We start from the raw sequence: 26,871 nt of genomic DNA, 5'->3' as shown, positions 1-26,871 counted from the left end.
GACGTTGACTGCCTGCAGCTTTCGCCTGCGGATGGCAGTCTCGGCACCAACGCATTGCTGCAGTCTGACAGGTGGTGTTAGCGGCACTCATTCATGGACAACCCACCATTCACGAAAAGTATGTGGCTTTTGTCCATGTGCTGTTTTCGTAATTATTTGTATCTGTGGGGAATGACATGTAGGGGGATATCGCATTGTGCTGCCATCGATGCTATGGATTCGCAGTTTTGTGCCTGCATGAAAGAGGCAATGGTTGTGTGCATCTCTGGTGCTCGCATGCTGGCTGTACTGCCAGATATGTCTGGCATGCCCAATAGTTTGCACAGCCGCTGCGCGAAATGCGGCTCCAGTGCTGCCAATGCCACCCAGCCATCCTGACAGGCATAGATGCGATAACCGGCATGGGCTCCACCGACATCGCCGTCCGATGTACTCATGCCCCATTGGCAAGGCAGTGACAGCCATTGCGCAGCCTGAGCCAAGCCAGTATCCAGGCAATGTCCGTGTCCGCTTTGTGCGCGCAGCATCAAGCTCCGTAACACTGCTTCACTGGCCATCACTGCACCCGCCATGTCAGCAAACAGACTGGCAGGCATATGACCGTCACGCACAAGACCTGCCTGCGCCTGGTAGGTCAGGTCATGACCAGCGTGTTGAATTTCATCAGGGGCAGTGCTGCCAAAGATGCGCACCATGTTCAGGCGTGGATACTGGCTGTGAAGCTGTGGCCAATCCATTCCCAGTTTGGCGAGGGCACTGGGGCGAAAAGAGGTCAGCAGCACGTCGGTCTGTGCCAGCTGCTCATGAAGCAAAGCTTGCCCAGCCTCGGTTTTGAGGTTGGCCTGCACGATGGTGATGCCATCGTGCAGCTGTGCGTAGGCTGCTGGGCTGTAGATGTGCATGGGGTCTGCACTGGTGTATCCCTCAGGTGCCACGGGCTCCAGCTTGGTGCATTGCGCTCCCATGTCATGACAGCGCAAGAGTGCAGCAGGGCCTGGCAGATTCAGGGCGAGGCTGAGCACGCGAATGCCTTGCAGGGGAAGGATGGTGGGGCTGGTGACTTGCATGCATGCTTTGTAGAGCCTGCGCCTGTCTGTGTCTGCCGCCTAGGTGTCACAGCATTGCGCATTTCGCTGATGGTGATGAAGTCATAAAAAAGGCTTCCCGAAGGAAGCCTTGTTCAGCATGCAGCGTGTGCCTTACTTGGTGCCGAAGATACGGTCACCAGCGTCACCCAGGCCAGGCAGGATGTAACCGTGGCTGTCCAGCTCGCGGTCAATAGCGGCTGTGTAGATGTCCACATCAGGGTGGGCCGCCTGCATGGTCTTGATGCCTTCAGGAGCAGCCAGCAGGCACATGAACTTGATCGTCTTGGGCTGGCTCTTGTCCTTGAGCTGCTGCACGGCGGCGGCTGCGGAGTTGCCGGTTGCCAGCATGGGGTCCACCACGATCACGTCACGTTCGCCCATGTTTTCGGGCATCTTGTAGTAGTACTCGACGGGCTTGAGGGTCTCAGGGTCACGGAACAGGCCGATGTGGCCGATACGCGCGCCGGGCACCACGTTGAGCATGCCGTCCAGGAAACCATTGCCAGCGCGCAGGATGGAAACCAGTGCCAGCTTCTTGCCGTCGATGACCTTGCCGGTCATCTTTTCCATAGGCGTCTCAATTTCGATGTCCTGCAGCGGAAAGTCGCGGGTCAGTTCGTAAGCCATCAGTGTCGACAGCTCGCCCAGCATGCGGCGGAAGCTGTTGGTGCTGGCTTCCTTACGACGCATCAGGGTGAGTTTGTGCTGAACGAGTGGGTGGTCGATGAGGTGGACGGTGCTCATAGTCGGGTGTCTGTATAAAGAAAAATCGCAGCTGGCACAGGGTGCTTGGAGGGTGTAGCTGTACTTTCTTCCCCAAGCACGTGGTGTGCCACTGCATATTACGATGTGCTTGCATTGTGCTGATTTCTGCCCGGCTATGTGGAAGGTCCTTATCTTTTCTGCATGTGAAAGGGTGTTTCTTTGCGCTGGTGCACATTCCACGGGCATTTCGCGCTAGTAAAAATTACGACTGCATCTGTCCGAATGCACGTTGTGGCATCAGTGGCGGGAATGTGCTGCTGCGTTTTTGCTGTGTGGCCTGCACGGATTCCATGACATGGCGGTTGCTCCAGATGCCTGCCTGCAGCCAGCCCATCTGGCGCAGGCTGTCCTGCACGCTGTGGTCACGCGCAAAGTCCAGGGCCTGTTTGCTGCCCCAGATGGCAATCGGCGGCTTTGCGGCAATTTCTTGCGCAGTCTGCATGGCCGCTGCCAGCATGGCTTCCTGCGTATCAAACACGGCATTCACAAAGCCGTGCTGCAGCGCCGCCTGTGCTGGCCAGCGGCGGCCTGTGTAGGCCAGCTCCTTGACCAGGCCCATGGGCAGCAGTTTAGGCAGGCGCTGCAAGCTGCCCAGGTCCGCCACCATGCCGATATTGATTTCCTGCACACAAAAGAAGGCATCCTGCGTGGCATAGCGGATGCAGGCGCAGCAGACCATGTCCAGCGCACCGCCGACACAGCCGCCCTGAATCGCCATGATCACTGGAATGCGCAATTGCTCGATGCGCGTGAAAACCTGCTGCATGTCCCACAGAAACTCAGACAGGGCCGCTCGACCTTCCGGTGACTGGTCCTGTGGCGCAAAGTCTGGGTTGGCAAAGGTCTCCAGTGCCATGCCAGCGCTGAAATGCCTGCCTGTGCTGCTCAATACCAGCGCACGCACATCCCCATGGGTGGAGATGTGGGTGAGGGCAGCATCCAGATCCCGCCAGAAGACGGGAGACATGGAGTTAAGTGTGTCTGGCTGAGAAAGCTGCAGGTGGGCAACATGCGCTTGCACCTGCAGCTGCATGAGGGAAAGCGGAGGGAGGGATGTGGAACTGGTCATGGCGGGCCACTCTAGCCAGTGGCTTCGCCCGCCAGAAGTCGCATATTCCCTGATAGGGCCATGCTTGCGACTATTTCTTGCTGCCCGTCAAACTACCCAGTACGCCGCGCAGAATCTGGCGTCCCAGCTGGTTGACCATATTGCGTGCGGCGGACTTGGCCACGCTTTGCACCAGGCCATCCTTTTTTCCACCACGTGGCCCTGTGGAGCCGAACAGAAACTCGTTCAGACCTCCCATCAGCCCATTGTCAGCCTGGGTGGCTGCTGCCTTGTCGGTGATGCCTCCAGTAGCTGTGGGCGCCTGTGCAGCGCGAGCCAGCAGCACTTCATAGGCAGATTCACGGTCCACGGTTTTCTCATAGATGCCAGCCACCAGCGAGCTGGCCAGCAAACGCTGACGCTGGGTGTCTTCAATTGGACCAATGTGACTGCCAGGGGGGACGACATAGACACGCTGTGTGATGCCGGGACGCCCTTTTTCATCAAGGAAGCTGATCAAGGCCTCACCCACAGCCAGCTCGGTAATGGCAGCTTCTATATCGACGTCAGGGTTGGGACGCATGGTCTGTGCGGTCGCCTTGACGGCCTTCTGGTCCCGGGGCGTGAAGGCACGCAAGGCATGCTGCACGCGGTTACCCAGCTGGGCGAGCACGCTGTCCGGAATATCCATGGGGTTTTGCGTGACAAAGTAGACACCCACGCCCTTGGAGCGCACCAGCCGAACCACCAGTTCAATGCGCTCGATCAGCGCCTTGGGTGCATCGTTGAAGAGCAGGTGTGCTTCGTCAAAGAAAAAGGCGAGCTTGGGTTTTTCGGGGTCTCCAATTTCTGGCAATTGCTCGAAAAGCTCCGAGAGCATCCACAGCAGGAACGTGGAGTACAGGCGTGGCGACTGCATGAGCTTGTCGGCGGCCAGGATGTTGACGATGCCCCGACCTTGGGCGTCGGTCTGCATCAGGTCATCGATGTTGAGCATGGGCTCGCCAAAGAACTGGTCACCCCCCTGCGATTCAATCTGTAGCAGGCCGCGCTGGATGGCTCCCACACTGGCTGCGGAGATGTTGCCGTATTCCGTCGTGAACTGTTTGGCGTTGTCTCCCACGTGCTGCAGCATGGCGCGCAGGTCCTTGAGGTCCAGCAAGAGCAAACCGTTGTCGTCCGCGATTTTGAAAACGATGTTCAGCACCCCCATCTGGGTGTCGTTCAAGCCCAGCATGCGCCCCAGCAGCAGTGGCCCCATGTCGGAAATCGTGGCTCGAACGGGGTGGCCCTGCTGGCCAAAAACATCCCACAGCGTAGCCGGGCATGCGACGGGGTCTGGCTGGGCAATGCCTCGCTCCTGCAAGGAAGCTGCCAGCTTGCTGCCGATATTGCCGCTTTGGCTGATGCCGGTGAGGTCGCCCTTGATGTCGGCCAAAAAGACCGGAACGCCTGCCAAGGAGAAGCTTTCTGCGATTTTTTGCAGGGTCACGGTCTTGCCGGTGCCAGTGGCGCCGGTGATCAGCCCATGGCGGTTGGCCATGCTAGGTAAGATGGAGCAGACTATGTCGCCGCGCTGGGCAATAGGCAATGCTGAGGCCATGTTCGGGTTTCCTCTGTCAAGTGGCGCTGTCAAAAGTAGAATCCGTGCCTAGTAGATTAAATCAAGACCAAAGGATTTCCCGTGGCAGGACATAGCAAATGGGCCAACATCCAGCACCGCAAGGGTCGTCAGGATGAAAAGCGTGGCCGTATCTGGACCCGTATCATTCGTGAAATCATGGTGGCTGCACGCCAGGGCGGCGGCGACCTGAATGCCAATCCCCGTCTGCGCTTGGCAGTTGACAAGGCCAAGGCAGCCAACATGCCCGCCGACAACATCAAGCGCAATATCGACAAGGCGACTGGCAATCTGGAAGGCGTCACTTACGAAGAAATCCGCTACGAGGGCTACGGCATCGGTGGTGCCGCCATCATTGTCGACACCATGACCGACAACCGTGTGCGTACCGTGGCAGAAGTGCGTCATGCCTTCAACAAGCACGGTGGCAATATGGGCACCGAAGGCTCGGTGGCTTTCCAGTTCAAGCACTGTGGTCAGATCATCTTTGCCCCTGGCACCGATGAAGACAAGGTGATGGAAGTGGCTCTGGAAGCCGGTGCTGAGGACGTGATCACAGGTGATGACGGCTCCATTGAAGTGCTGACCGCTCCCAATGAGTTTGAAACCGTCAAAAATGCACTGGAAGCTGCTGGCCTGCAGGCTGAAGTGGCAGAAGTGACCATGCGCCCGGAAAACACCATCGAACTGACTGGTGAAGACGCGGAACGCATGCAGAAGCTGCTGGACGTACTCGAAGATCTGGACGACGTTCAAGACGTCTATCACAACGCTGACTTATGAAAATTCTTGTGATTGGCGGCGGTGGCCGCGAGCACGCACTGGCGTGGAAACTGTCGCAATCGCCCAAGGCAACCAAGGTGTTTGTGGCACCCGGCAATGCGGGCACGGCACTGGCTGGCGGCAAGCTGCAGAACGTAGACATCACGGATGTGGTGGCGCTGCGTGAATGGGCACAGGCGGAAGGCATTGCGCTGACCGTGGTCGGCCCTGAGGCACCTCTGGCTGCTGGTGTGGTGGATGAATTCCGCAACCATGGTCTGAAGATCTTTGGCCCGACCAAGGCTGCAGCGCAGCTGGAGTCTTCCAAGGCTTTCTCCAAGGCCTTCATGCGCCGCCATGGCATTCCTACGGCGGACTATGACACCTTCACTGACCCTGTTGCAGCCCACGCTTTCGTGGACCGTCTGGGTGCTCCTATCGTGATCAAGGCCGATGGCCTGGCCGCAGGCAAGGGTGTGGTTGTTGCCATGACCCTGCAGGAAGCACACGATGCCGTGGACTTCATGCTGGTGGACAACAAGTACGGTGTGCAGCACAACGAAGGTGGCGCACGCGTGGTGATTGAAGAATTCCTCGCAGGCGAGGAAGCCTCTTTCATTGTGCTGTCTGATGGCAAGAATGTGGTGGCCATGGCTACCAGCCAGGACCACAAGCGCCTCAAGGATGGCGACGAAGGTCCCAACACCGGTGGCATGGGTGCGTATTCGCCCGCCCCCGTGGTGACGGCAGACGTACACGCCCGCGCCATGCGCGAAATCATCCTGCCCACCATCCGTGGCATGGAAAAGGACGGCATTCCTTTCACGGGTTTCCTGTATGCCGGTCTGATGATTGATGCCAACGGTCAGCCCAAGACGCTGGAGTTCAACACCCGCATGGGCGATCCTGAAACCCAGCCCATCATGATGCGCCTCAAGAGCGACTTGGTGGATGTGATGCTGGCGGCTGTGGATGGCAAGCTCGATCAGGTAGAGCTGGAGTGGGACCGCCGCACTGCACTGGGCGTGGTCATGGCCGCTGCGGGCTACCCAGAAGCACCTCGCAAGGGTGATGTCATCACCGGCCTGCCTGCAGAAGCCGATGACGCCATGGTCTTCCATGCTGGTACGCAGCTCAATGACGCAGGCCAGCCTGTGACATCGGGTGGCCGTGTACTGTGTGTGACCGTACTGGCTGACAGTGTGCGTCAGGCTCAGCAGCGTGTGTATGACGTCACGCGTGGCATCCATTTCGATGGCATGCAGTTCCGCCGTGACATTGGCTATCGCGCCATCAAGAACTAAGGAGCAGGCCTTGCAAGAATTCACTGCTACCGTGCCGCAGGTGCGTGCGTATCTGCTGGATTTGCAGGCGCGCATCACCCAGGCGCTGGAGGATGTGGAGGCGCAAGCCGGTGAGGGCGCTGCCAAATTTCTGGCAGACCCCTGGCAAAAGGGCGCTCAAGAGCGTCTGCAGGGCGATGGCATCACCAAGATTCTGGAAAATGGACTGGTGTTCGAGCGCGCTGGCTGTGGGTTCTCCCACGTCAAGGGCGCGCAGCTGCCGCCCTCGGCCACGCAGCACCGGCCTGAGCTGGCTGGTGCACCGTTTGAGGCCATGGGTGTTTCGCTGGTGTTTCACCCGCGCAACCCCTATGTGCCCACGGTGCATATGAATGTGCGCATGATCGCAGCCGGCCATGAAGGTCAGCCCAAGACCTGCTGGTTTGGTGGCGGCATGGATTTGACGCCGGTCTACGGTTTTGAAGAAGATGCCGTGCACTTTCACCAGACCTGCAAGAGCGCCCTGGAGCCGTTTGGTGCGGACCTGTACCCGCGCTTTAAAAAGTGGTGCGACGAGTATTTCTACTTGAAGCACCGCAACGAGCAGCGCGGCATTGGCGGCATTTTCTTTGACGACTTCAGCGAGCTGGGTCAGGAGCAGGGCTTTGCCATGCTGCGCTCGGTGGGCGATGCCTTCTTGAAGGCCTACCTGCCCATCGTGGAACGCCGTAAGGCCATGGCCTACGGTGAGCAGCAGGTGGACTTTCAGCGCTACCGCCGTGGTCGCTATGTAGAGTTCAACCTGGTCTGGGACCGTGGCACGCACTTTGGCCTGCAATCGGGTGGGCGCACAGAGTCCATTTTGCTGTCCATGCCCTTGCATGCGAACTGGAGCTACCAGCGTCAGGACGCTGAAGGCACGCCAGAGGCTCGCCTGCTCAGTGAATTCTTGGTACGCCGCGATTGGCTTTGAGCCAGCGCACAGCGCTTGTGCTGCAGGAAAACTATAATTTCCGTAGCTGCCGGCCTCAGATTGCCTGTGGCCGGCATTTCTTTTTTTACAAACACAATAAAAGCCCTGTCTGCGCGGGGCGGCATATGAGGGGCGTTGTTGCTCGCACATGCACCGCGCTATATTTGACCGGAACTTTCCAACCAGACATCGCCTGATGAGCACTTCCACCCAATCGGATTCCGCAGCCAAAAAAGACGTGACCAAACTCCAGCGTGCCATCGTCGATGGCCTGGAAGACGTCAAGGCCCAAGACATTCAGGTGTTCAACACCGAACACCTCTCTCCACTGTTTGAGCGCGTCATCGTTGCAACAGGCTCTTCGAACCGCCAGACCAAGGCACTGGCTGTCAGTGTGCGTGATGCCGTCAAGAAGGCTGGCTTCAAAGTGCCCCGCAACGAAGGTGAAGAAAACGGTGAATGGATCATCGTGGACTGCGGCGCCTGCGTCGTGCACATCATGCAGCCTGTGATTCGCCAGTACTACCGCCTGGAAGAAATCTGGGGCGAAAAGCCTGTGCGCCTGAAGCTCGGCGGTGCCAAGCCCGCCAAGATTTTTGCTTCAGAAGATGCTTCTGAAGAAGGCAAGCCCGCCAAAAAGCCTGCAGCCAAGAAGGCTGTGGCTGCTGTAGATGGCAAGACCGTGGTGAAAAAGGCTGCTGCCAAGAAGTCTGCCGCCACCAAGACCGCAGCTGCCAAGCCTGCTGCAACAAAGACTGCCGCGAAAAAGCCTGCAGCCAAGAAGCCTGCTTCTGCGGTGAAGACTGTGGTGATCAAGCCCACCGCACCCCGCGGCGGTGCCAAGAAGGCTGCAGCCAAGAAGTAATCAAGCATGAAGCTGCTGATTGTGGCCGTAGGCCAGCATGTGCCTGACTGGGCGCAGACGGCTTACGACGATTACGCCAAGCGCTTTCCTCCGGAGCTCAAGGTCGAACTCAAGGCTGTCAAGACCGAGCCCCGTGGCTCCAAGACCGTCGAGACCCTGTACGCTGCGGAGCGCAAGCGCATTGAAGCTGCGATTCCTCGCGGCACACGCATTGTGGTACTGGACGAGCGTGGCACCAACCTGACCACCAAGGCGCTGGCTGCACGGCTGCAAAGCTGGCAGCTCGAAGGCGATGACGTAGCGCTGGTCATTGGCGGCCCAGATGGGCTGGATCCTGCTTTCAAGCAGGCCGCGCATGAAAAGATTCGTCTGTCTGACATGACGCTGCCACATGCCATGGTGCGTGTGCTCCTGATTGAGCAGCTGTACCGTGCGTGGTCCGTGAATGCCGGACACCCTTATCACCGCGAGTAATCGCTGCTGCTGCTTGCATCTACAAGGCCCGTGCTGACCAGCCGGGCCTTTGTTTTGGTGCAGCGCCAGGCACATAAGGTGCTTGCGGATTGCAGTCTGCCTGCGCAACTGATACTATTTTTTTAATAGCTTCTTGCGCTTGACTGATGAGCGCTACAAGCCAATTTACTTGATATTTCTCTATGCCTGAATTTCTCTATCTCGCTTCTCAGAGCCCCCGTCGCAGCCAGCTGCTGCAGCAAATTGGTGTGCGCCATGAAATTCTGGTAGCCAATACCGATGGTGACATCCAGGAAGATGCCGAAGCCATTGAGGTGGTACTGCCGGGCGAAGCGCCGCGCGACTATGTGCAGCGCGTCACAGGCCTGAAGCTGGACGCCGCTGTGGCACGCCTGCAGCGCCGTGGCCTGCCTGTGGCACCGGTGCTGACCTCAGACACCACGGTGGCACTGGGCACAGAAATTCTGGGCAAGCCCGCAGATGCGCAGGACGCCAAAGCCATGCTGCGCAAGATCTCCGGGCAGACGCATGAAGTGCTGACGGCCGTAGCGGTACAGCATGGGGCGCAGCGCCTGCAGACACTGTCTGTATCCAAAGTACGCTTCATGCCCATGACTGAGGCACAGATCGATGCCTATGTCGCTTCGGGCGAGCCTTTTGGCAAGGCCGGTTCCTACGGCGTACAGGGTCTGGCTGCAGCCATGATCGAGCACATGGACGGCAGTTATTCAGGCATCATGGGTTTGCCCGTGTTTGAAACGGCGCAATTGCTGCGTCAAATTGGCTGGAAGCTGTAAGCCACGGTATCGGCAGCACACAACCCCTCAAAAAAACAGACAAGACATGCAGCAAGATATTTTGGTTAACTGGTCACCGCAGGAAACGCGTGTGGCTGTGATAGAGCAGGGCGCTGTGCAGGAACTGCACATCGAACGCACGCTGGAGCGTGGCTTGGTGGGCAATATCTATCTGGGCAAAGTCTCGCGTGTGCTGCCGGGCATGCAGTCGGCCTTTATCGACATTGGCCTGGAGCGTGCCGCCTTCCTGCATGTGGCCGATGTGTGGCAGCGCCATGAAAGCGGCGACGCGCCCATGATCGCGCGCAAGAACGAGCCGCTCAAGCCGATTGAGCACCAGGTGTTTGAAGGTCAGTCCATTGTGGTGCAGGTCATCAAGGACCCCATCGGCACCAAGGGCGCACGTCTGTCCACGCAGATCAGCATTGCAGGTCGCCTGCTGGTGCACCTGCCGCAGGATGAGCACATTGGCGTGTCGCAGAAAATTCCTGCGGAAGAACGCGATGCACTGCGCGCACGCCTGCAAAAGCTGGTGGGCCTGCGCGAAAACGGTGGCGGCGGCGGTTTTATTCTGCGCACCAACGGCGAAGATGCGAGCGATGAAGAACTGGCAGAAGACATTGCCTACCTGCGCAAGACCTGGGCACGTGTGAAGAACGCGGCCATCACGCAGCCACCCATGACCTTGCTGCACCAGGACCTGAACCTGCTGCAGCGTGTGCTGCGCGACCTGGTGGGCGAGCAGACGCAGAGCATTCGCATTGACTCGCGCGAGCAGTTCGACAAGCTCATGGCCTTTGGCAAGGAGTTCATGCCCAGCGCTGCCACCAAGCTGCAGCTGTACAAGGGCGAACGGCCGATTTTTGACCTGTACGCAGTGGACGAAGAAATCGCCAAGGCACTGGGCAAGCGGGTGGATCTGAAGTCTGGCGGCTATCTGATCATTGATCAGACCGAGGCGCTGACGACGATTGACGTGAACACCGGCGGCTTTGTCGGTGCACGCAATTTTGATGACACCATCTTCAAAACCAATCTGGAAGCGGCGCAGGCCATTGCGCGCCAGCTGCGGCTGCGCAATCTGGGGGGCATCATCATCGTGGACTTTATTGACATGGCCCACGAAGAGCATCGTGAGCAGGTGCTCGATGAACTGCGCAAGCAGCTCACACGCGACCGCGTCAAGACGATGGCAGGCACCTTCTCGCAGCTGGGGCTGGTGGAGATGACGCGCAAGCGCACGCGCGAGTCGCTGGCGCACATGCTGTGTGAGCCATGCCCCGTCTGCCAGGGCAAGGGCTCGGTAAAGACCGTGCGCAGCGTGGCCTATGAAATCCTGCGTGAAATCCTGCGTGAAGCACGCCAGTTCAACCCCAAGGAATTCCGTGTGGTGGCGAATCCGGATGTGATTGATCTGCTGCTCGATGAAGAAAGCCAGCATCTGGCGGGCCTGAGTGACTTCATTGGCAAGCCCATCTCTTTGCAGACAGAAGGTGCTCTTTCGCAAGAGCAGTACGACATTGTGTTGATCTAAGCTGCGCCTCCGCATCTGGGTAGCGAACGTATCCCGGAAGGTGGCGGCTGCTGCATGCTCTCATGGGGTGAGAGGAGTATGATCCACGTCAATTTCAACAATGTTTGAAAACATTGAAGCTGCTGCCGCAGCATTTTGAGACCCGCAGCCGCCCGAAGGCCCGGGCTTCGTTACAGCTAGGAAATTTTTCACCATGGATTGGGTACCAGTAGCCTTTATCACGTTCAAGGCGCTTGTGTTCGGCGCGTGCATGTTCTATGCCATCAAGTGGCACTACGAGCAGGGCAAGAAAAAGGGCGAAGATTCGCGCACCTTGCTGCTCACCAGCACCATGGTGGTAGGGGGCTTTGTGGCTGCGGTTGGTCTGGTGATGTACCTGACGTTTTATCTGGCCACCAGCCTGGGTATGGATTTGAGTTTCTGAACAACGCCGACGGCAGACATCTGCTGAACGCACGGACAAAGCGCCCTGGGCCCCAAAGCCCATGGCGCTTTTTTTGCATCTGGAGTTTGCAGCGCAGCCGGTATGCAGCGTTCTGACATTCAAAAAAAGGAGCTGTCAGCGATTAATTGGTAAGCTTTTCAAGGTGATAAGTGTTTGAAATCCTTATAAATTCATCGCTAGCAGCTATGGTTTTCTTTTAAATATACAGCGTATGTGCTCATAGGCTTTGTTTCTAAGATGTTTTGGATATAAAAAACTGAGCAAATATTCGTTGGTAGTCAGAAGGGCGGTTTTCATAATGCGCACAAAGATGCTGCTGTCAGTATGTGCAGCAGCCCTGTTTGAACGATTTGAAAACCACCTTCGCCATGTCCCGACTGCCACTGCTAGACACCACGACCGCCCCTGAAGCCAGCCAGCCTTTTGTGCAAAAGGCACTGGCTAACAACGGCTTTCTCCCCAATCTGATTGGCGTGCTGGCCCATGCGCCGGCAGCGCTGGAAACCTATCTGACCGTGGGCGGCATCAATGCAAAGGCTTCGCTGGGGCTGCCCGAGCGTGAGGTGGTGCAGCTCACCGCTGCCAAGGTGCATGGCTGCGACTTCTGCCTGGCCGGTCACACGGCGGTAGGCACCAAGAAAGCCGGTTTTTCACGTGAAGTGGCACTGCAGCTGCAACAAGGCCTGCCTACAGGCGATGCCCGCCTGGATGCCGTGCAAACCTTTACCCAGGCCGTGATCGCCACACGTGGCGCGGTCAGCGATGAGGCACTGGCAGCCTTCAAGGCCGCAGGCTTTGGCGACCAGCAGGCGCTGGAAGTGGTGCTGGGTGTGAGCCTGGCCACGCTGTGCAACTTTGCCAATAACCTGGCCAAGCCTGCCATCAACCCCGAACTCCAGCCCTTCGCGCCCGGCGTGTTCACGGCATGAGTGCAAGCTATCTGACTCCTGCGCTGCAAAGCTGGCTGCGCACGCATGCTGCGGCTTTGCACGAAAGTGACGCGCAGGGCGATGCGCTGCTGGAGCAACTGGGCCGTGCAGGCCTGTTTGGTATTGCCGTGCCCACAGCCTTGGGCGGCGGCGGACAGGTGCCACACCAGGCTGTGCAAGCCATTGCCGAGGTGGCGGAGCATTCGCTCACAGCGGCCTTTGTGCTGTGGGCGCAGCGCGCCTTTATCGACTATCTGTGCGTGAGCGACAACCATGCCGCCCGCGAGCGCTGGCTGCCCGGCCTGCTTGGCGGCACTCTGGCGGGGGCGACAGGGTTGTCGAACGCCATGAAGTTCCTCTCCCAGCTCGAGCCCTTGCAGGTGCAGGAGCAAAGCGGTGAGGGCGGCGCGCGCCAGGTAACGGGCCGCATGCCGTGGGTAACCAACCTGCGCAGGGCCGGGTTTGTGGTGGCGGCTGCCGTGCAGCCTGCACAAGCAGGAGCGCAGCCCATCATCGTGGCGCTGGAAAGCAGCAGTGCAGGCTTGCGCCGCTCCGACGATCTGGACTTGCTCGGCCTTCGCGGCAGCAATACGGCTGCCATTGCATTGGAGAGCGTGGCAGTACCTGCCTACAGTGTGCTGGCCGAAGAAGGTCTGGGCTTTTTGAAGCGCGCACGCCCCATGTTTTTGAGCCTGCAGTGCGGCATGTCCATAGGCCTGATCCGCGCAGCATTGCGTGCGGCAGAGCAGGTAGGGGCAGCGCGTGAAGTGCTGCAGCCACGCATCACCCGTGCCTGGGAGGTGCTCGAGACCCAATGGCAGCTGCTGCGCGAGGGGCTGGATAGCGGCCAGTTCGTCCAGGATGCGGCGGCGCTGTTCCATATTCGACTGACGCTGGCAGCGCTGGTGCAGGAAGCGATACAGCTGGAGCTGCAGGGCTCGGGCGGGCGCGCCTATCTGCGCAGCCATTTGCCAGACTTTGGCCGTCGCCTGCAGGAATCGGCCTTTGTGCCTGTGGTCACGCCCAGCCTGACCCAGCTGCAAGGCGAGTTGCTGCGCCAGTCCGCACCCGCAACAACGGTGGCTGCATGAACCCGCCCGTGGCTGATTTTGTCAAGCCAGCTGCGGTACCAGTCAGCCAGGCGCCGCTGGCTCTGCAGGCCCGTGGCCTGAGCTATGCCTATGGCACTGGTGCGCCGGTGTTTCAGGGCATTGATCTGGACATTCGCGCCCAGGAAATTGTCTGCCTGCTGGGCGGCTCAGGCTGCGGCAAATCCACCCTGCTGCGCACCCTGGCCGGGCTGCAAGCCCCTGCACAGGGCACGGTGGAGTTTCTGGGCAAGCCCTTGACCGAGCCGCACCCACGGGCTGCCGTAGTGTTTCAGCATGCCAGCCTGCTGCCGTGGCTGAGCGTGCAGGCCAATGTGGCCTTTGGACTGAACTTTGCCAGACAGCCGAAGCTGGATGCTGCGCTGCAGCACCAGCGGGTGGTCCAGGCGATCGAAGCCGTGGGCCTGAAGGGCAAGGAAAAGCTTTACCCCGCACAGCTATCCGGCGGCATGGCCCAGCGCGTAGCACTGGCCCGTGCGCTGGCGCGCGAGCCGCAGCTGCTGCTGGCCGATGAGCCGTTTTCAGCGCTGGATGCCATCACGCGTGCCGAGATGCAAAGCCTGCTGGTGGATGTGGTCCACCGCTGGCATACCGCCGCGCTGCTGGTTACGCACGATATTGACGAAGCCATTCTGGTGGCTGACCGCATTGTGCTGATGGCCCCGCACGACCCACAGCACCCTGAGCGCCAGGGCGGCTGCGTAGTGCGCCAGTGGCAGGTCAATGTTGCGCAGCCCCGATGTGCGCAGATCGCCGCCATGACCGCGCTGCGGCTGGAAATTCTGGCTGCCTTGCAGGCACTGCGCACTGCAGCTGTGCCTGCGCACTGAGTCATTCCCCACGTTTTTCGCAAACCCAACAGGCAGGGCCAGGTCCACAGTCTGTGGCCCTTCTTTCCATTTTTTCGAGGAGATGCAATGCCCCAAGAACGCCAAACATTGAACTACCAGCATATCTGCGCATCATCGAGCTGCGACTGCGGCATCAGCCGTCGCGACTGGCTGCGCATTACCGCCATGACAGGTGCTGCCGCTGCACCGCTGCTGCGTGCCGGTGATGCGGCCGCGCGGGCCAGCAAGGGCGATGATGTGCCCGTGCGCATTGGCTATCTGCCCATTACCGATGCCACGCCGCTGCTGGTGGCCCACAGCCGCCAGCTGTTTGAGGCCGAAGGCCTGCGCACCGAAAAGCCGCGCCTGTTCCGCACCTGGGCGCAGATCATTGAAGCCTTTGTGGCAGGGCAGGTGAACGTGGTGCATCTGCTCTCGCCCACCACCATGTTTGTGCGCTATGGCTCGCAGTACGGTGCCAAGGTCGTGGCATGGAACCATATGAATGGCTCGGCCATTGCGGTGGCCAAGCACATCAACTCGGTCAAAGACCTGGGTGGTCAGCAGGTGGCGATTCCGTTCTGGTATTCCATCCACAACATCGTGCTGCAGCAGCTGCTGCGCGCCAATGGCCTCAAGGCCGTGAGCAAGCCCCGCAGCGGCGCACTGGCCAAGGATGAGGTGAATCTGGTTGTCATGCCGCCCGCAGAGATGGTCTCAGCCCTGGCCAGCAAGTCCGTGGCGGGCTATATCGTGGCTGAGCCCTTTGTGGCTGCGGCTGAGGTCAATGGCGTGGGCAAGGTGCTGCGTTTTGTGGGCGATGTGTGGCAAAACCATGCCTGCTGTCTGCTGACGCTGTCTGAGCGCGACATTGCCGAGCGCCCCGAATGGGCACAGCGCGTGACCAATGCCGTGGTCAAGGCCCAGCTGTGGACACGCAACAACCAGCTGGATACCGCCAAGCTGCTGGCCAGCAGCGGCCCTGGCAAGTACACACCGCACGGCCTGCCTGCGCTGTCCAAGGTGCTGGCAACTTCCGAAATGGCGCAGTACGAGCGCGATGGCGTGATTCAGCACCCCGAGTGGAAGCAGCGCCGCATTGACTTTCAGCCTTATCCCTATGCCTCGTACACTGAAGAACTGGTCAAGGCGCTGCAGAACACCTATGTGGAAGGCAATACGGCCTTCCTTGAAAAACTGGACCCCAGCTTTGTCGCCAGAGATCTGGTCGATGACCGCTTTGTGAAGCAGGCGCTGCAGCAAGTCGGTGGCCTCAAGGCCTTTGGCTATGCCGAAAGCTTTACCCGCCAGGAAGTGATTGCCCCATGAGCCTTAGCCTGAAGGTCTGGGCCGAGCGCTTGCTCTGGCCTGCGATTGGCCTGGGGCTCGCCGTGCTGCTGTGGGCCTGGGGGGCACGTTACCTGTCAGATGTGGATGCCATACGCGAGGCCTTCGGGCCTGCGGCCGGTTTCTCCGCGCTGTGGCGCTTGCTGGCAACGGGCGAGCTATGGACGCACATGGCCCTGAGCCTGCAGCGCATTGGGCTGTCGCTGCTGATTGCCTTGCTGATTGGCGTGCCGCTGGGCATATGCATCGGGCTGTCGCAGTGGTTCAACAAGCTCACGGGTATGTTGTTTCAGTTTCTGCGCATGGTCTCGCCCCTGTCGTGGATGCCACTGGCCGTGATGGCGCTGGGCGTGGGCGAGTCACCCGTGGTGTTCCTGCTGAGCTTTGCGGCCGTCTGGCCCATCATGCTCAACACCGCCACGGGGGTAGCATCGCTGGACAAGCACTGGCTGCAGCTGGCCGCCAGCCTGTCTGCCACGCACTGGGAGCTGGTGACGCGCATCGTGCTGCCGGGGATTGTGCGGCATGTACTCACCGGCTTTCGCCTGGCGCTGGGTATTGGCTGGATTGTGCTGGTGCCCGCCGAAATGCTGGGGGTGTCGGCAGGCATGGGCTATTTCATCCTCGACACACGTGACCGCCTTGCTTATGACGAGCTCATGGCAGGCATTGTGGTGATTGGGTGCCTCGGCTTTGTGCTGGACTGGCTGGCCCGCACAGCCAGCAGCCGCTGGGTAGATGCAGGCGCAAGGAGTGCATAAACCATAGCTGTCAGCGCTTGCTGCATAAGCGCTAGAGGCATATTTGATGCATAAAAAAGGGAGCTTTGAAAGCTCCCTTTGTGTTTTGCCGGACTGGCTCAGTGCTTGCCCAGACCCTGTCCCAAGGCCAGCATGGCAGCAATATTGCGCGCGCTGCTGCGTACATTGAATGCGGCTTCGGCCACGGCTTCCAGGATGTTGCAGGGGCGGCTGAGCACGCTGAAGATGGCGTGAATGCCATGTGCATGCACCACATGGGCGTTGTGCCCCAGGCTGCCAGCAATACCCACCACGGGCACGCCATGCTGGCGTGCAACGGTTGCCACGCCAAACGGGGTTTTGCCAAAAATGGTCTGCTGGTCGATGCGGCCTTCGCCGGTAATCACCAGATCCGCGCCTTGCACGGCTTGGTGCAGGCCCACGGCCTGGGCAATGATTTCGCAGCCGGGGCGCAGCTGGCCTTGGAGCACGGCCAGCATGGCAGCGCCCATGCCGCCAGCAGCACCTGCGCCTGGCACTTGATCTACATCCACGCCCAGATCGCGCTGGATAATGTGGGCAAAGTGATGCAGGCAGGCGTCCAGCTGCTGCACCATGTCTGGCGTTGCGCCTTTTTGCGGGCCAAAGATGGCGGAAGCGCCGCGGGGGCCGGTCAGCGGGTTGTCCACATCGCAGGCCACTTCAATGGTGCATGCGGCCAGACGTTGGTCTATGCCAGAGGCATTCATGCGTGCCAGCTGGGCCAGCGCTGCTCCGCCACGGGTGATGGATTGGCCGTGGGCATCCAGCAGCTGCACGCCCAGCGCCTGCAGCATGCCAGCGCCGCCATCGTTGGTAGCGCTGCCGCCCAGGCCCAGAATCAGGTGGCGTGCACCGGCATCCAGCGCAGCCAGGATGAGTTCCCCTGTGCCGTAGCTGGTCGTGAGCAGTGGGTTGCGCTGCTCGCGTGGCACCAGGGCCAGCCCGCTGGCTGCAGCCATCTCGATCATGGCCATGCGGCCGTCGCCTGACAGCGCATAGAAGGCCTGCACCGGCTGGCCGAGGGGGTCAGTGACCTGCACATCCACCATGCGGCCATTGGTGGCTTCGACCATGGCTTGCACCGTACCTTCGCCGCCATCGGCCATGGGCACTTTGACGTACTGGGCGTCAGGAAAGACTTCCTTGAAGCCCAGTTCAATCTGCGTAGCCACTTCCAGTGCAGACAGGCTTTCCTTGTAGGAGTCGGGAGCGATCACAATTTTCATGACAAGTACCCGTTGCTTACAGCATGAAAGCGCTGGCGGACCAGATGCAGGCAAACGTGACCGTACCCATCACAATGGTCGAGGTGGTAAACACGCGCAGCGACTGCTGCATCTCGATGTTGGAGAACTTGGTCACCACCCAGAAGTAGGAGTCATTGGCGTGCGAGGCCACGATGGAGCCTGCACCAATGGCCAGGACAGCAAACAGACGGCCCATTTCGGAGTCCAGGCCAAAACTGGCCAGGCTGGGGGTGACGATGGCGGCGGTGGTCAGCGCTGCGACCGTGGACGAGCCCTGTGCGGTCTTGAGCAGCGCGGCGATGATGAATGGCACGAGCAGACCGACGGAAGCGCTGCTCAGTGCCTCGCCCAGTGCAGTTCCCACGCCGGTTTCCCTGATCACGGCACCAAACATGCCGCCCGCTGCGGTGATGATGAGGATGGGACCAGCCTTGACAATGGCTTGTTCCAGAACATCTGTAAAGTCGCCTTGTTTGCCACCGTTGCGGCTGAGCAGCCACAGACCACACAGCATGCCTGCCAGCAGGGCAATCACGGGGTTGCCCAGGAAATGCAGATAGACCGCAAAGCCGGTCTTCAGGCCCAGGGTGGTCAGCAAGGTGGAAATAGAGATCAGCACCAGCGGCAGCACCACGGGCAGCAGTGCATGCGAGAAGGGGGGCAGGGGGCGGTCGCTCTGGAGTTCATCCACTTCCATGGCAGCAGGGGCGTAGTCTTGCCCTTTGCTCATGAAGTTGGCCCAGTAGTAGGCAGCCAGCAGACCGGGAATGGCAAAGATGACGCCGGCCAGAATGAACAGCCCGAGGTTGGCGCCCAGCGTATTCGCAGCCGCCAGCGCACCGGGGTGGGTAGGCACAAGGCAGTGCACGGCGTAGAGTGAAGAGCCCAAAATAGCCGCCATCAGCGGCATGGGGGTCCTGGATTTGGCGCTGATACTGCGCGCAATGCCGCTCAGAATGATGTAGCCCGTGTCACAGAAGATGGTCAGGCCCGGAATAAACCCCGTCCAGGCCAGCGCTGGCTTGGCATTGCGCTCACCGGCTTTTTTCAGAATATGGGTGGCAATGCTGAGCGCACCGCCGCTGCGCTCCATGCATACCGCGATGGCGGCGCCAAAAATGATGATGAAGGAAATGCCGCCCAGCGTGTTGCCAAAGCTGGTTTTGAGCAGATCGATGACTTTTTCGACCGGCACATTGGTGGACAGCGCCAGCACAATGGACACGGCAAACAGCGAGCCAAAGACGCTGAATTTGACTTTTGCCGTGAGGTAGACAATGGCCACGATGCTCAGGGCCACAAGAAGTGAAGAGATAGCAATGCTGCTCATAGGTTATTTACCTGATTTTTGGGAAATCTTGCGCAGAGGGCGGCTTGCGTCTTCACGGCAGGTGCGGGCAGGGCGCTGGGCGGTGGCGGCAACCTGATAAGTCATGCACTGTGGGATTGCATGCTTGCCATCAAAAGCTATTATAGGAGCGGGTTCTCCTCTGGCTGAGCGGCTGCTGCCATGAAACCTGCATGAGCATTTGCCTGCATGCAGTTTATTTTTGAGAGCGGCTAGCGCTGATAAATCAAGCATTTGTGACATATAAGTGCCTGAAAACAAGAAAGGGAGCGCGCTAGCAGCTCCCTTTTTGATATCAGCAGTCAGTGCTGCGTGTATTACAGCTTGCGCAGACGCTCAATCGCTGCCTGCAGGGTTGCATCCTGCTTGGCAAAGCAAAAGCGCACGACCTGCTGGTCAAAACCATCGCCATAGAAGGCAGACAGCGGAATGGCAGCCACGCCAATTTCCTTGACCAGCCACTGGCAGAAGTCGGACTCGTTCATGTCTGTCACGCCGGAAATATCTACGCACTGGAAATAGGTGCCAGTGGTGGGCAGGAGCTTCAGGCGCGTGCCGCGCAGCCCTTCGGCAAACAGATCGCGCTTGCGCTGGTAGAAGACGGGCAGGTCCAGATACGGGCTGGGGTCTGCCATATAGCTGGCCAGACCCATCTGCATGGGGGTGTTGACGGTGAACACATTGAACTGGTGCACCTTGCGGAACTCTGCCGTCAGCGCCGCAGGCGCGGCCACGGTGCCCACCTTCCAGCCCGTGACGTGGTAGGTCTTGCCAAAGCTGGACACGATAAAGGCCCGCGCTGCCAGACCGGGAAAGCGCGCCGCGCTTTCGTGCTGGGCACCGTCAAACACCATGTGCTCGTACACCTCATCGCTGATGAGCAGCACATTGGTGGGGGCGAGCAGGTCTTCCAGCTGGCGCATTTCCTCAGCGGTCCAGATGGTGGCACTGGGGTTGTGCGGGGTGTTGATGATGAGCAGGCGCGTTTTGGGCGTGATGGCAGCGGCAATCTTGGCAAAGTCAGGGCGGAACGTACCGGGCGTGAGCGGCACGCGCACGACCACGCCGCCTGCCAGCTCGATGTTGGGTGCGTAGCTGTCGTAGCAAGGGTCCAGCACAATGACCTCATCGCCCGCATGCACGGTCGCCAGAATGGCGGTCAATATGGCTTGCGTGGCGCCTGCCGTGATGGTGATTTCGCTGTTCGCGTCATAGCGTTTGCCATGCAGGGCTTCGATCTTGGCAGCTACGGCTTCACGCAGGGGTGCGGCGCCGGGCATGGGGGGGTACTGGTTGTGACCTGCCTGCATGGCGGCAGTCACTGCATCCAGCAGCTTGGGGTCGCAACCAAAATCCGGGAAGCCCTGGCCCAGATTCACGGCCTGGTGCTCGTTCGCCAGTGCCGACATGACGGAAAAAATCGTGGTGCCTACATGGGGCAGCTTGCTGGGAAAAGTAGGGGTGACAGGTGTAGTCATGGCAAAAAAAGGGATGCCCAAGGCATCCCGTACAAAAGCAGGCAATCAGAGTTCGTAGTCGTTGACGTGACCGCTCATGGCACGCAGGATCAACTCGCGCGAGAGGCGGTCGCTCAGCGTCTCGGCAAACTTGTAGACAAAGTTGCGCAGATAGGCACCGCGCTTGAAGGCGACGCGCGCGACGCTCTGGCCAAACAGGTGGCCCAGTGGGCGCGAGACCAGATCTGGACCGGGGTCATCACGCATGGCCATCTCGGCCACGATGCCGATGCCCAGACCCAGACGCACATAGGTCTTGATCACGTCAGAGTCAATGGCTTCGAGCACGATGTGGGGCTCGATCTTGCGGGTGGCAAAGGCCGCATCTACCTTGCCACGGCCCGTGAAGGAGGGGTGGTAGGTAATCAGCGGTTCATTGGCCAGATCGTCCAGGCCAATGCGGTCCTTGGTAGCCAGGGGGTGGCTGGCGGGGACCACCAGCACGTGCTGCCATTCGTAGCAGGGCAGGGTGACCAGATCCGGGTAGTCCGCCAGTGACTCGGTCGCCATGCCGATTTCTGCCACTTCATCGAGCACCATGCGCGCGACTTCGTGTGGGGTGGCCTGATGCAGGCTGATATTGACCTTGGGGTAGCTGGCGCGCAGCTTGGCCACTGCGTGCGGCAGCACATAGCGCGCCTGCGTGTGGGTGGTGGCAATACTGAGCGTGCCGCTGTCCTGCGCGCTGAACTGCTCGCCAATACGCTTGAGGTTGCCGACCTCACGCATGATGACTTCAATGCTCTTGAGCACGTGCTGGCCGGGCTCTGTGATGCGCTTGAGGCGCTTGCCATGGCGGGCAAAGATGTCAATGCCCAGTTCCTCTTCCAGCTCGATGATGGCTTTGGACACACCAGGCTGCGATGTGTGCAGCGCTTTGGCGGCTTCCGTGAGGTTGAGGTTGCGGCGCGCCGCTTCTTGCACGAATCGGAACTGGTGGAGGTTCATAAGAGGAAGGTTTTAACGATGTTTTGCTTATTATGAGCGAAGCATCTAAAGATTTCCAATCTTATGCAGTGTATTGTGCGGCAATGACTGCCAGCAGTTCGGTAACACGGGGGTCTTCACCCACGGCGGTAGCGATCTCGAACTCCACGGCAGGGTGCTGCTGGCGCAAGCCATCAACCAGCACGGGCAAGTCATTGCGTGCATGGCGCCCTGTGCCCAGGAACATGGGCAGGATGGTGATGTGCGTGCAGCCTTGGGCAATCAGGCCTTGGGCCGCCGTGGCAAGGTCGGGCTCCGTCAGCTCCAGATAGGCACATGCACACAAGGCATGCGGGTAACGTGCCTTGAGGGCCTGAGCTACCGCCTCAATGGGCTGACGCCACAGCGGATCGCGCGAACCATGGGCAAAGAAAATGACGCCCGCCCGGGCGTCTGTGTTCAGCGGCGCAGCACCAGCCATGTGAATGCCCCCAGTGAAAGCAGTGAGTAGATAAAGCCAGGGGCAGCAGCGGTCAGCATGGGTGACCAGTTCTGCAAATTGCCTGCATAGCCAAATACGTTGTTGAGCATGAAGAAGCTGATGCCCGCCATCACGCCACTAAACACATAGGCCGCAATGCCGCCGGAGCGAAAGTGCAGATAGGCAAAGGGCAGGGCCAGCACCACCATGACCAGGCAGCTCAGGGGGTAGAAAACCTTGCGCCAGAACTCGATTTCGTACTTCTGCGTGGACTGGTCATTGGCCTTCAGATGCTGAATGAACTGGAACAGCTCCAGCGTGGGCATGCGGTCAGGCTTGTTGACGGCGGCCATCAGCATGGCGGTCGTAATGCCAGTCTTCCATTGATAGCTGGGCAGCTGCTCACGCGCCATTTCCACAGCGTCTTCAATCTTGGCGGAACCATCCTTGTACGCAAAACGTGTGATGCGCACCTGCTCCAGATTCCACAGGTTGTCTGTTTCTTCGACGTGGCCGTTTTGCGCATGGATTTGCCAGGTGATGCGGCCTTGCGGGTCAAAGTTGAAGATACGGATACCGGTGATGGCACCATCAGCACGCACGGTGCGGACGTTGACGGCCAGAGTGTCGCCATCGTTCTTTTCCTTGAGCCACGCGCCGGTTGCACCCGAGGTAGACACGCGACCCAGGTATTTGGCCTTGACAATCAGGCCCATGCGCTCTGCCGCCGGGGCAATATAGTCACCAACAGCAACAGTCAGCACCACAAAGCAGGCACCGATGGTGAGCATGGTGCGCAGCGCCAGCCAGGGCCCCAGACCGCTGGTCCGCATGATGGTGAATTCCGAGCTCTGGGCAAAGCGGGCCATCACAAAAATACTGCCAATCAGCACGGCAATGGGCAGCAGTTCGTACAGGTGGCTGGGGATGTCCAGCGTCACGGTCAGCAGTGCCATCCAGATGGTGTAGGTCACACCGCCGTAGTTGCGGCCCACGTTGCCCATTTCATCGAGCAGATCGAAGAAAAAGAACATGGCCAGAAAGGCCAGTGCCACAAAGCCCACGGCACTGAAAATATCGCGGTAAATGAGTTTGCGAAGTGTCTTCATGCTGCCACTCCACGGCGCTGAAAGAGATCTTTGAAACGCCAGCGTTTGTGGCGCAGGGTCAGCCCGAACACGGCGATGGCAAGCAGACCGCCATGAATGCCTAGCATGTATGTCAGCAGCGACATGCGGCCAGAAGCCACCCAGCTTTGGCCGATGCTCATGAGGTTGTAATAGACCACAAAGGTCAGCAAGGCCACGAGCAAGCTGCTGCTCTGCCCGGCACGTGGGTTCACGATGGTGATGACAAGCGCCAGGATCAGCAGGTTAAAAGCAGCCAGCGGCAGGCCGGCACGCCAGCCTGCTTCCGCCAGGTTGACGGCCGAGGGATTGCGAATCAGCTCCAGCGTAGACAAGGAGCGTGCGGTGACATAGGGGCGTACGGCACCGCCTTCTTCAAGGCGCAGCTTATAGACATCAAAGCGCGTCAGTTTCGTCTGGCCGGTGGCAGGGTCTGTCTCAAGGCGCTGACCGGCGGTGAGCACGGCATTGCGCGAGCCATCATCGGCTTGCTCGACGTGTGCGGTTTTAGACGAGGTGACGAATTCGCGGCCCTGGCGGCGCTCCACGAGAAAAATATTGTTTGCAGCCTCATCAGAGACGCGGTCTTTGTCAATAAAGATCACGCGAGAGCCATCGGAGGATTCCTGAAACTCACCGGGCGCAATGCGATCAATATCGCTGCGCTGCTCAAACTGCGCGCGCAGCTGCTGAATCTGCTGGTTGCTCCAGGGCCAGACCAGCAAAGAGAGTGCTGCGATCACTGCAATAATCGGCCAGGCAAAACGCAAGATAGGGCGCAGCATGCTGGCCAGTCCCTGACCACTGGAAAACCAGATCGCCATTTCGCTGTCGCGGTACATGCGTGCCAATGTCCCTACCACTGCGACAAACAGGCTCAGTGTCAGAATGGTGGACATCTGTCCAAGCACGGTAAAGCCCATGACCAGCATGACGTCAGAAGGGCTGACGGTGCCTTTGGTGGCTTGGCCCAGGGTGCGGATCAGCATCATGGTCATCACCACGGTGATAAGCACCACCAGAGTGGCTCCGAAGCTGCGTCCCAGCTCCTTGCGTATGGATGAATCGAATAACATTGGCTGCAAAGGAAAATGCTGATTATGAACTTTGAACTGAAGGCTTTGAATCTGTCTGGCGCTGCCGCAGCAAAGTGTGATCTTCTTGTATTGTTGGTGCCTGAGTCCTTCAAGCCTGAACAAGACCCTTTGTCAGCACTGGTGCAAAGTGCCAGCAAGCACGGTGACTGGTCGCAGGCCGCTGACAAATCGCTGCAGCTTTACCAGGCTGCAGGCGTGCAGGCGCGCCGTGTATTGTTGCTGGGTATTGGCGCGGCTTCGGTGCGCGATATCCGCAACGCCATGCAAAGCGCTGCTGCCTGCCTGAAGGCCGACGGTGTCAAGCATGCCCTCGTGTACCTGGCTGCAGTGGAAGATGCCGCCCAGGCCGTACGCACCAGCGTGCAATGCATTGCAGATACCAGCTATGTCTACACCCTGACCAAATCCAAGGTGACAAAGCCTGCCTTGAACAAGGTCACGCTGGGTGTACAGAACAAGGCGGCAGTCAATGCCGAATTTGAGCAGGCTGTGGCAGTCGCTCTGGGCCAGAGCCTGGCGAAAGAGTGGGGTAACCGCCCTGCCAACCATGCCACCCCCACCATGCTGGCGCAGGCGGCCAAGGACCTCGCCAAGCATGCAGCTATCCAGTGCAAGGTACACGGCCCCAAGGACGTGGAAAAGCTGGGCATGGGCGCCTTCATGGCCGTGGCCAAGGGCTCCAAAGAACCTCTGCAGTTGATTGAGCTGAGCTACAGCGGCGCGGCCAAGTCTGAGCCACCTGTGGTGCTGGTTGGCAAGGGCATTACCTTTGATACAGGCGGTATTTCCCTTAAGCCTGCGGCGGCCATGGACGAAATGAAGTTCGACATGTGCGGCGCTGCCAGCGTGCTGGGCGTGTTCCGTGCTTTGGCGGAACTCAAACCGGCCATCAATGTGGTCGGACTGATTCCTGCCTGCGAAAACATGCCCGATGGCGGCGCTGTCAAGCCTGGTGATGTGGTCACCAGCATGAGCGGCCAGACGATTGAAATTCTGAATACCGATGCCGAAGGTCGCCTGGTGCTGTGTGATGCGCTGACCTATGCCGAGCGCTTCAAGCCTGCGGCTGTGGTCGATATCGCTACGCTGACCGGTGCCTGCGTGATTGCATTGGGTGGTGTGCGCTCGGGCATGTATGCCAACCGTGACGATCTGGCGCAGGCACTGCAGCTGGCAGGTGACAAGAGCGATGACCTGTGCTGGCGCATGCCTCTGGATGACGATTACGCAGAAGGCCTGAAGAGCCATTTTGCGGACATGGGCAATGTGGCAGGTCGTGCGGGTGGCTCGATCACCGCCGCCAAGTTCCTGCAGCGCTTTGTGGGCAATATGCCCTGGGCACACTTGGACATCGCCGGTACGGCCTGGAAGGAAGGTGCTGCCAAGGGCGCAACCGGTCGCCCCGTGCCCTTGCTGGTGCAATACCTCGTGGATGCCGTGCAGTCCGCGCCTGCCAAAGCCAAGAAACCAGCTGCTGTGACCAAGGCCAAAACTGCCAGTGCTCCCAAGCGCAAGGCAAGTGCCAAGCCTGTAGTACAGGGCTGAGAGGGACTGAATACGCATGCCCAGCATTGCTTTTCACTTTAATGCGCCAGACAAGCTCGATTACGCGTGCCGCTTCATTCGCAAGGCATTGCGCCATGACGCACGTGTGACTGTGGTCGCTCCCATGGACCGTCTGCGTGCGCTGTCTGGTCGTCTGTGGAAGTTTGCCGGGCATGAGTTTCTGGCCCACGCAGTCTATGGCGATGACGCGCAGTTGTTTGCACTGGCTCCTGTCCATCTGGTTGAGCAAGCCATGCACAGCAGCTACCATGAGGTACTGCTGCACCTGGGTGAATACATGCCCGAAGGTCTGGAGGCCTTTGACCGGGTCGTAGAGGTGGTCTCCAGCTTTGACGAAGAGGACAGGGCACAGGCACGTCAGCGCTGGCGCGCCTATCAGCAGGCAGGCTATCAGATAGAGCGTTTTGATCTGGTACTGAAGGAAGGGCCATCTGCATGACGGCCATGAACCCACCGCGCCAGCCGCCGCGTTTTGTGCCAACCTTGACTGATGTGGTGGAAGTGCCACCTGCTGCACCTTCAGCACAGCCGGAGTCTGAAGCTTCTGCGCCTGCTACACCCGCAGTAGAAGAGGCAGCACGGGAAGTACTGGTCCCAGAGGCAACGCTGTCTGCTGAGGAGGCATTCATACCAGCTTCAGTCGAAGCTCAGGATGCCGCCATCCCTGCGAATGTGCTGGACAGTGCTGAAGCCACAGAGGCTTTACGCACACGCGTCATGGCACGGGTGCAGGCCAATCTGCAGGAGCGGCTGCATGCCACGCTGACAGAAGTCGTGCAGGAGCTGCAGACGCAAACCCTCTACAAGCTGCTGCGTGCAGAAATTGATGCCATGGTGGTCAATGCCGTGCAGGAAGCCGTAACTCAGGAGCTGGAGCAGCTCAGGACCCGCTCACGCCACCCTTGATTC

The 26,871-nt window shown here is 59.5% G+C and carries 27 protein-coding genes; 16 read left to right on the top strand and 11 right to left on the bottom strand.

Going from position 1 to position 26,871, the window contains the following annotated elements; translation table 11 throughout:
• Positions 1-152 precede the first annotated feature (152 nt).
• From B5M06_RS14110 to B5M06_RS14095, 4 genes are all read right to left on the bottom strand, one after another.
• Positions 153-1,067, bottom strand: a complete 915-nt coding sequence (locus tag B5M06_RS14110; protein ID WP_054067098.1) for a CoA transferase — start codon at positions 1,065-1,067, stop codon at positions 153-155.
• A gap of 132 nt (positions 1,068-1,199) precedes the next feature.
• Positions 1,200-1,832 (bottom strand): uracil phosphoribosyltransferase, encoded by a 633-nt coding sequence (gene upp, locus B5M06_RS14105; protein ID WP_054067099.1) that lies wholly within the window; start codon positions 1,830-1,832, stop codon positions 1,200-1,202.
• 223 nt (positions 1,833-2,055) lie between these two features.
• Positions 2,056-2,922: an enoyl-CoA hydratase-related protein gene (locus B5M06_RS14100; protein WP_054067100.1), complete on the bottom strand. Its 867-nt coding sequence runs from the start codon at positions 2,920-2,922 to the stop codon at positions 2,056-2,058.
• A gap of 70 nt (positions 2,923-2,992) precedes the next feature.
• Positions 2,993-4,504: a helicase HerA-like domain-containing protein gene (locus tag B5M06_RS14095; RefSeq protein WP_054067108.1), complete on the bottom strand. Its 1,512-nt coding sequence runs from the start codon at positions 4,502-4,504 to the stop codon at positions 2,993-2,995.
• 81 nt (positions 4,505-4,585) lie between these two features.
• On the opposite strand from B5M06_RS14095, the gene B5M06_RS14090 reads away from it, so the two are divergent.
• From B5M06_RS14090 to B5M06_RS14030, 13 genes are all read left to right on the top strand, one after another.
• The gene (locus B5M06_RS14090) at positions 4,586-5,305 is read left to right on the top strand and encodes a YebC/PmpR family DNA-binding transcriptional regulator (RefSeq protein ID WP_054067109.1); all 720 of its coding nucleotides are present in this window, start codon (positions 4,586-4,588) and stop codon (positions 5,303-5,305) included.
• Positions 5,302-6,588, top strand: coding sequence for a phosphoribosylamine--glycine ligase (gene purD, locus B5M06_RS14085; RefSeq protein ID WP_054067110.1), 1,287 nt, complete (start codon positions 5,302-5,304; stop codon positions 6,586-6,588). The genes B5M06_RS14090 and purD overlap by 4 nt, the downstream gene beginning before the upstream one ends.
• Before the next feature lie 10 nt (positions 6,589-6,598).
• Positions 6,599-7,540, top strand: a complete 942-nt coding sequence (gene hemF, locus B5M06_RS14080; protein ID WP_240183940.1) for an oxygen-dependent coproporphyrinogen oxidase — start codon at positions 6,599-6,601, stop codon at positions 7,538-7,540.
• Between the two features lie 196 nt (positions 7,541-7,736).
• Entirely contained in the window at positions 7,737-8,405 is a 669-nt protein-coding gene (gene rsfS, locus B5M06_RS14075; protein ID WP_054067111.1) for a ribosome silencing factor, read from the top strand.
• A gap of 6 nt (positions 8,406-8,411) precedes the next feature.
• Entirely contained in the window at positions 8,412-8,879 is a 468-nt protein-coding gene (rlmH, locus tag B5M06_RS14070; RefSeq protein ID WP_054067112.1) for a 23S rRNA (pseudouridine(1915)-N(3))-methyltransferase RlmH, read from the top strand.
• A 182-nt stretch (positions 8,880-9,061) separates the two neighbouring features.
• Complete coding sequence (locus B5M06_RS14065) at positions 9,062-9,676, top strand: Maf family protein (protein ID WP_054067113.1); 615 nt, start codon at positions 9,062-9,064, stop codon at positions 9,674-9,676.
• A gap of 46 nt (positions 9,677-9,722) precedes the next feature.
• Positions 9,723-11,210: a ribonuclease G gene (gene rng / locus B5M06_RS14060; RefSeq protein ID WP_054067114.1), complete on the top strand. Its 1,488-nt coding sequence runs from the start codon at positions 9,723-9,725 to the stop codon at positions 11,208-11,210.
• Positions 11,211-11,403: 193 nt separating this feature from the next.
• Entirely contained in the window at positions 11,404-11,634 is a 231-nt protein-coding gene (locus B5M06_RS14055) for a hypothetical protein (protein WP_054067115.1), read from the top strand.
• A 389-nt stretch (positions 11,635-12,023) separates the two neighbouring features.
• Positions 12,024-12,584 carry a carboxymuconolactone decarboxylase family protein gene (locus tag B5M06_RS14050; RefSeq protein ID WP_054067131.1) on the top strand — a complete coding sequence of 187 codons (561 nt, stop codon included), beginning with the start codon at positions 12,024-12,026 and terminating at the stop codon, positions 12,582-12,584.
• Positions 12,581-13,675, top strand: coding sequence for an acyl-CoA dehydrogenase family protein (locus B5M06_RS14045; protein ID WP_054067116.1), 1,095 nt, complete (start codon positions 12,581-12,583; stop codon positions 13,673-13,675). Before B5M06_RS14050 ends, B5M06_RS14045 begins: the two co-directional genes overlap by 4 nt.
• Before the next feature lie 8 nt (positions 13,676-13,683).
• Complete coding sequence (locus tag B5M06_RS14040) at positions 13,684-14,523, top strand: ABC transporter ATP-binding protein (protein ID WP_240183939.1); 840 nt, start codon at positions 13,684-13,686, stop codon at positions 14,521-14,523.
• An 87-nt stretch (positions 14,524-14,610) separates the two neighbouring features.
• Entirely contained in the window at positions 14,611-15,852 is a 1,242-nt protein-coding gene (locus B5M06_RS14035) for an ABC transporter substrate-binding protein (protein ID WP_054067118.1), read from the top strand.
• A complete protein-coding gene (locus tag B5M06_RS14030; RefSeq protein WP_054067119.1) occupies positions 15,849-16,631 on the top strand; it encodes an ABC transporter permease in 783 nt (260 codons plus the stop codon). The genes B5M06_RS14035 and B5M06_RS14030 overlap by 4 nt, the downstream gene beginning before the upstream one ends.
• A 98-nt stretch (positions 16,632-16,729) precedes the next feature.
• Here B5M06_RS14030 and B5M06_RS14025 read toward each other — a convergent pair whose 3' ends face one another.
• The 7 genes from B5M06_RS14025 to lptF all read right to left on the bottom strand — a co-directional run bounded on the left by B5M06_RS14025 (position 16,730) and on the right by lptF (position 24,375).
• Positions 16,730-17,878, bottom strand: coding sequence for a glycerate kinase (locus B5M06_RS14025; protein ID WP_054067120.1), 1,149 nt, complete (start codon positions 17,876-17,878; stop codon positions 16,730-16,732).
• Between the two features lie 16 nt (positions 17,879-17,894).
• A complete protein-coding gene (locus B5M06_RS14020) occupies positions 17,895-19,229 on the bottom strand; it encodes a GntP family permease (RefSeq protein WP_054067121.1) in 1,335 nt (444 codons plus the stop codon).
• A gap of 335 nt (positions 19,230-19,564) precedes the next feature.
• Complete coding sequence (locus B5M06_RS14015; protein ID WP_054067132.1) at positions 19,565-20,725, bottom strand: pyridoxal phosphate-dependent aminotransferase; 1,161 nt, start codon at positions 20,723-20,725, stop codon at positions 19,565-19,567.
• 45 nt (positions 20,726-20,770) lie between these two features.
• On the bottom strand, positions 20,771-21,712 hold the full coding sequence (locus tag B5M06_RS14010; protein WP_054067122.1) for a CysB family HTH-type transcriptional regulator: 942 nt from the start codon (positions 21,710-21,712) through the stop codon (positions 20,771-20,773).
• A 61-nt stretch (positions 21,713-21,773) separates the two neighbouring features.
• Positions 21,774-22,172 (bottom strand): sirohydrochlorin chelatase, encoded by a 399-nt coding sequence (locus tag B5M06_RS14005; protein WP_054067123.1) that lies wholly within the window; start codon positions 22,170-22,172, stop codon positions 21,774-21,776.
• A complete protein-coding gene (lptG, locus tag B5M06_RS14000) occupies positions 22,151-23,281 on the bottom strand; it encodes an LPS export ABC transporter permease LptG (protein ID WP_054067124.1) in 1,131 nt (376 codons plus the stop codon). The genes B5M06_RS14005 and lptG overlap by 22 nt, the downstream gene beginning before the upstream one ends.
• Complete coding sequence (gene lptF / locus B5M06_RS13995; RefSeq protein ID WP_054067125.1) at positions 23,278-24,375, bottom strand: LPS export ABC transporter permease LptF; 1,098 nt, start codon at positions 24,373-24,375, stop codon at positions 23,278-23,280. Before lptF ends, lptG begins: the two co-directional genes overlap by 4 nt.
• Before the next feature lie 24 nt (positions 24,376-24,399).
• On the opposite strand from lptF, the gene B5M06_RS13990 reads away from it, so the two are divergent.
• The 3 genes from B5M06_RS13990 to B5M06_RS13980 are packed head-to-tail and all read left to right on the top strand — an operon-like array spanning position 24,400 to position 26,868.
• Positions 24,400-25,941, top strand: a complete 1,542-nt coding sequence (locus B5M06_RS13990; RefSeq protein ID WP_054067133.1) for a leucyl aminopeptidase — start codon at positions 24,400-24,402, stop codon at positions 25,939-25,941.
• Between the two features lie 16 nt (positions 25,942-25,957).
• Positions 25,958-26,401 carry a DNA polymerase III subunit chi gene (locus B5M06_RS13985; RefSeq protein WP_054067126.1) on the top strand — a complete coding sequence of 148 codons (444 nt, stop codon included), beginning with the start codon at positions 25,958-25,960 and terminating at the stop codon, positions 26,399-26,401.
• Positions 26,398-26,868 carry a dihydrolipoyllysine-residue succinyltransferase component of 2-oxoglutarate dehydrogenase complex gene (locus B5M06_RS13980; RefSeq protein ID WP_054067127.1) on the top strand — a complete coding sequence of 157 codons (471 nt, stop codon included), beginning with the start codon at positions 26,398-26,400 and terminating at the stop codon, positions 26,866-26,868. The genes B5M06_RS13985 and B5M06_RS13980 overlap by 4 nt, the downstream gene beginning before the upstream one ends.
• Positions 26,869-26,871 lie beyond the last annotated feature (3 nt).

Origin of the sequence: Comamonas kerstersii, assembly GCF_002056725.1 — a bacterium.
GTDB lineage: Bacteria > Pseudomonadota > Gammaproteobacteria > Burkholderiales > Burkholderiaceae_C > Comamonas > Comamonas kerstersii.
The sequence above is the reverse complement of the archived record's forward strand: the minus strand, read 5'-3'. Positions and strand labels throughout refer to the sequence as shown.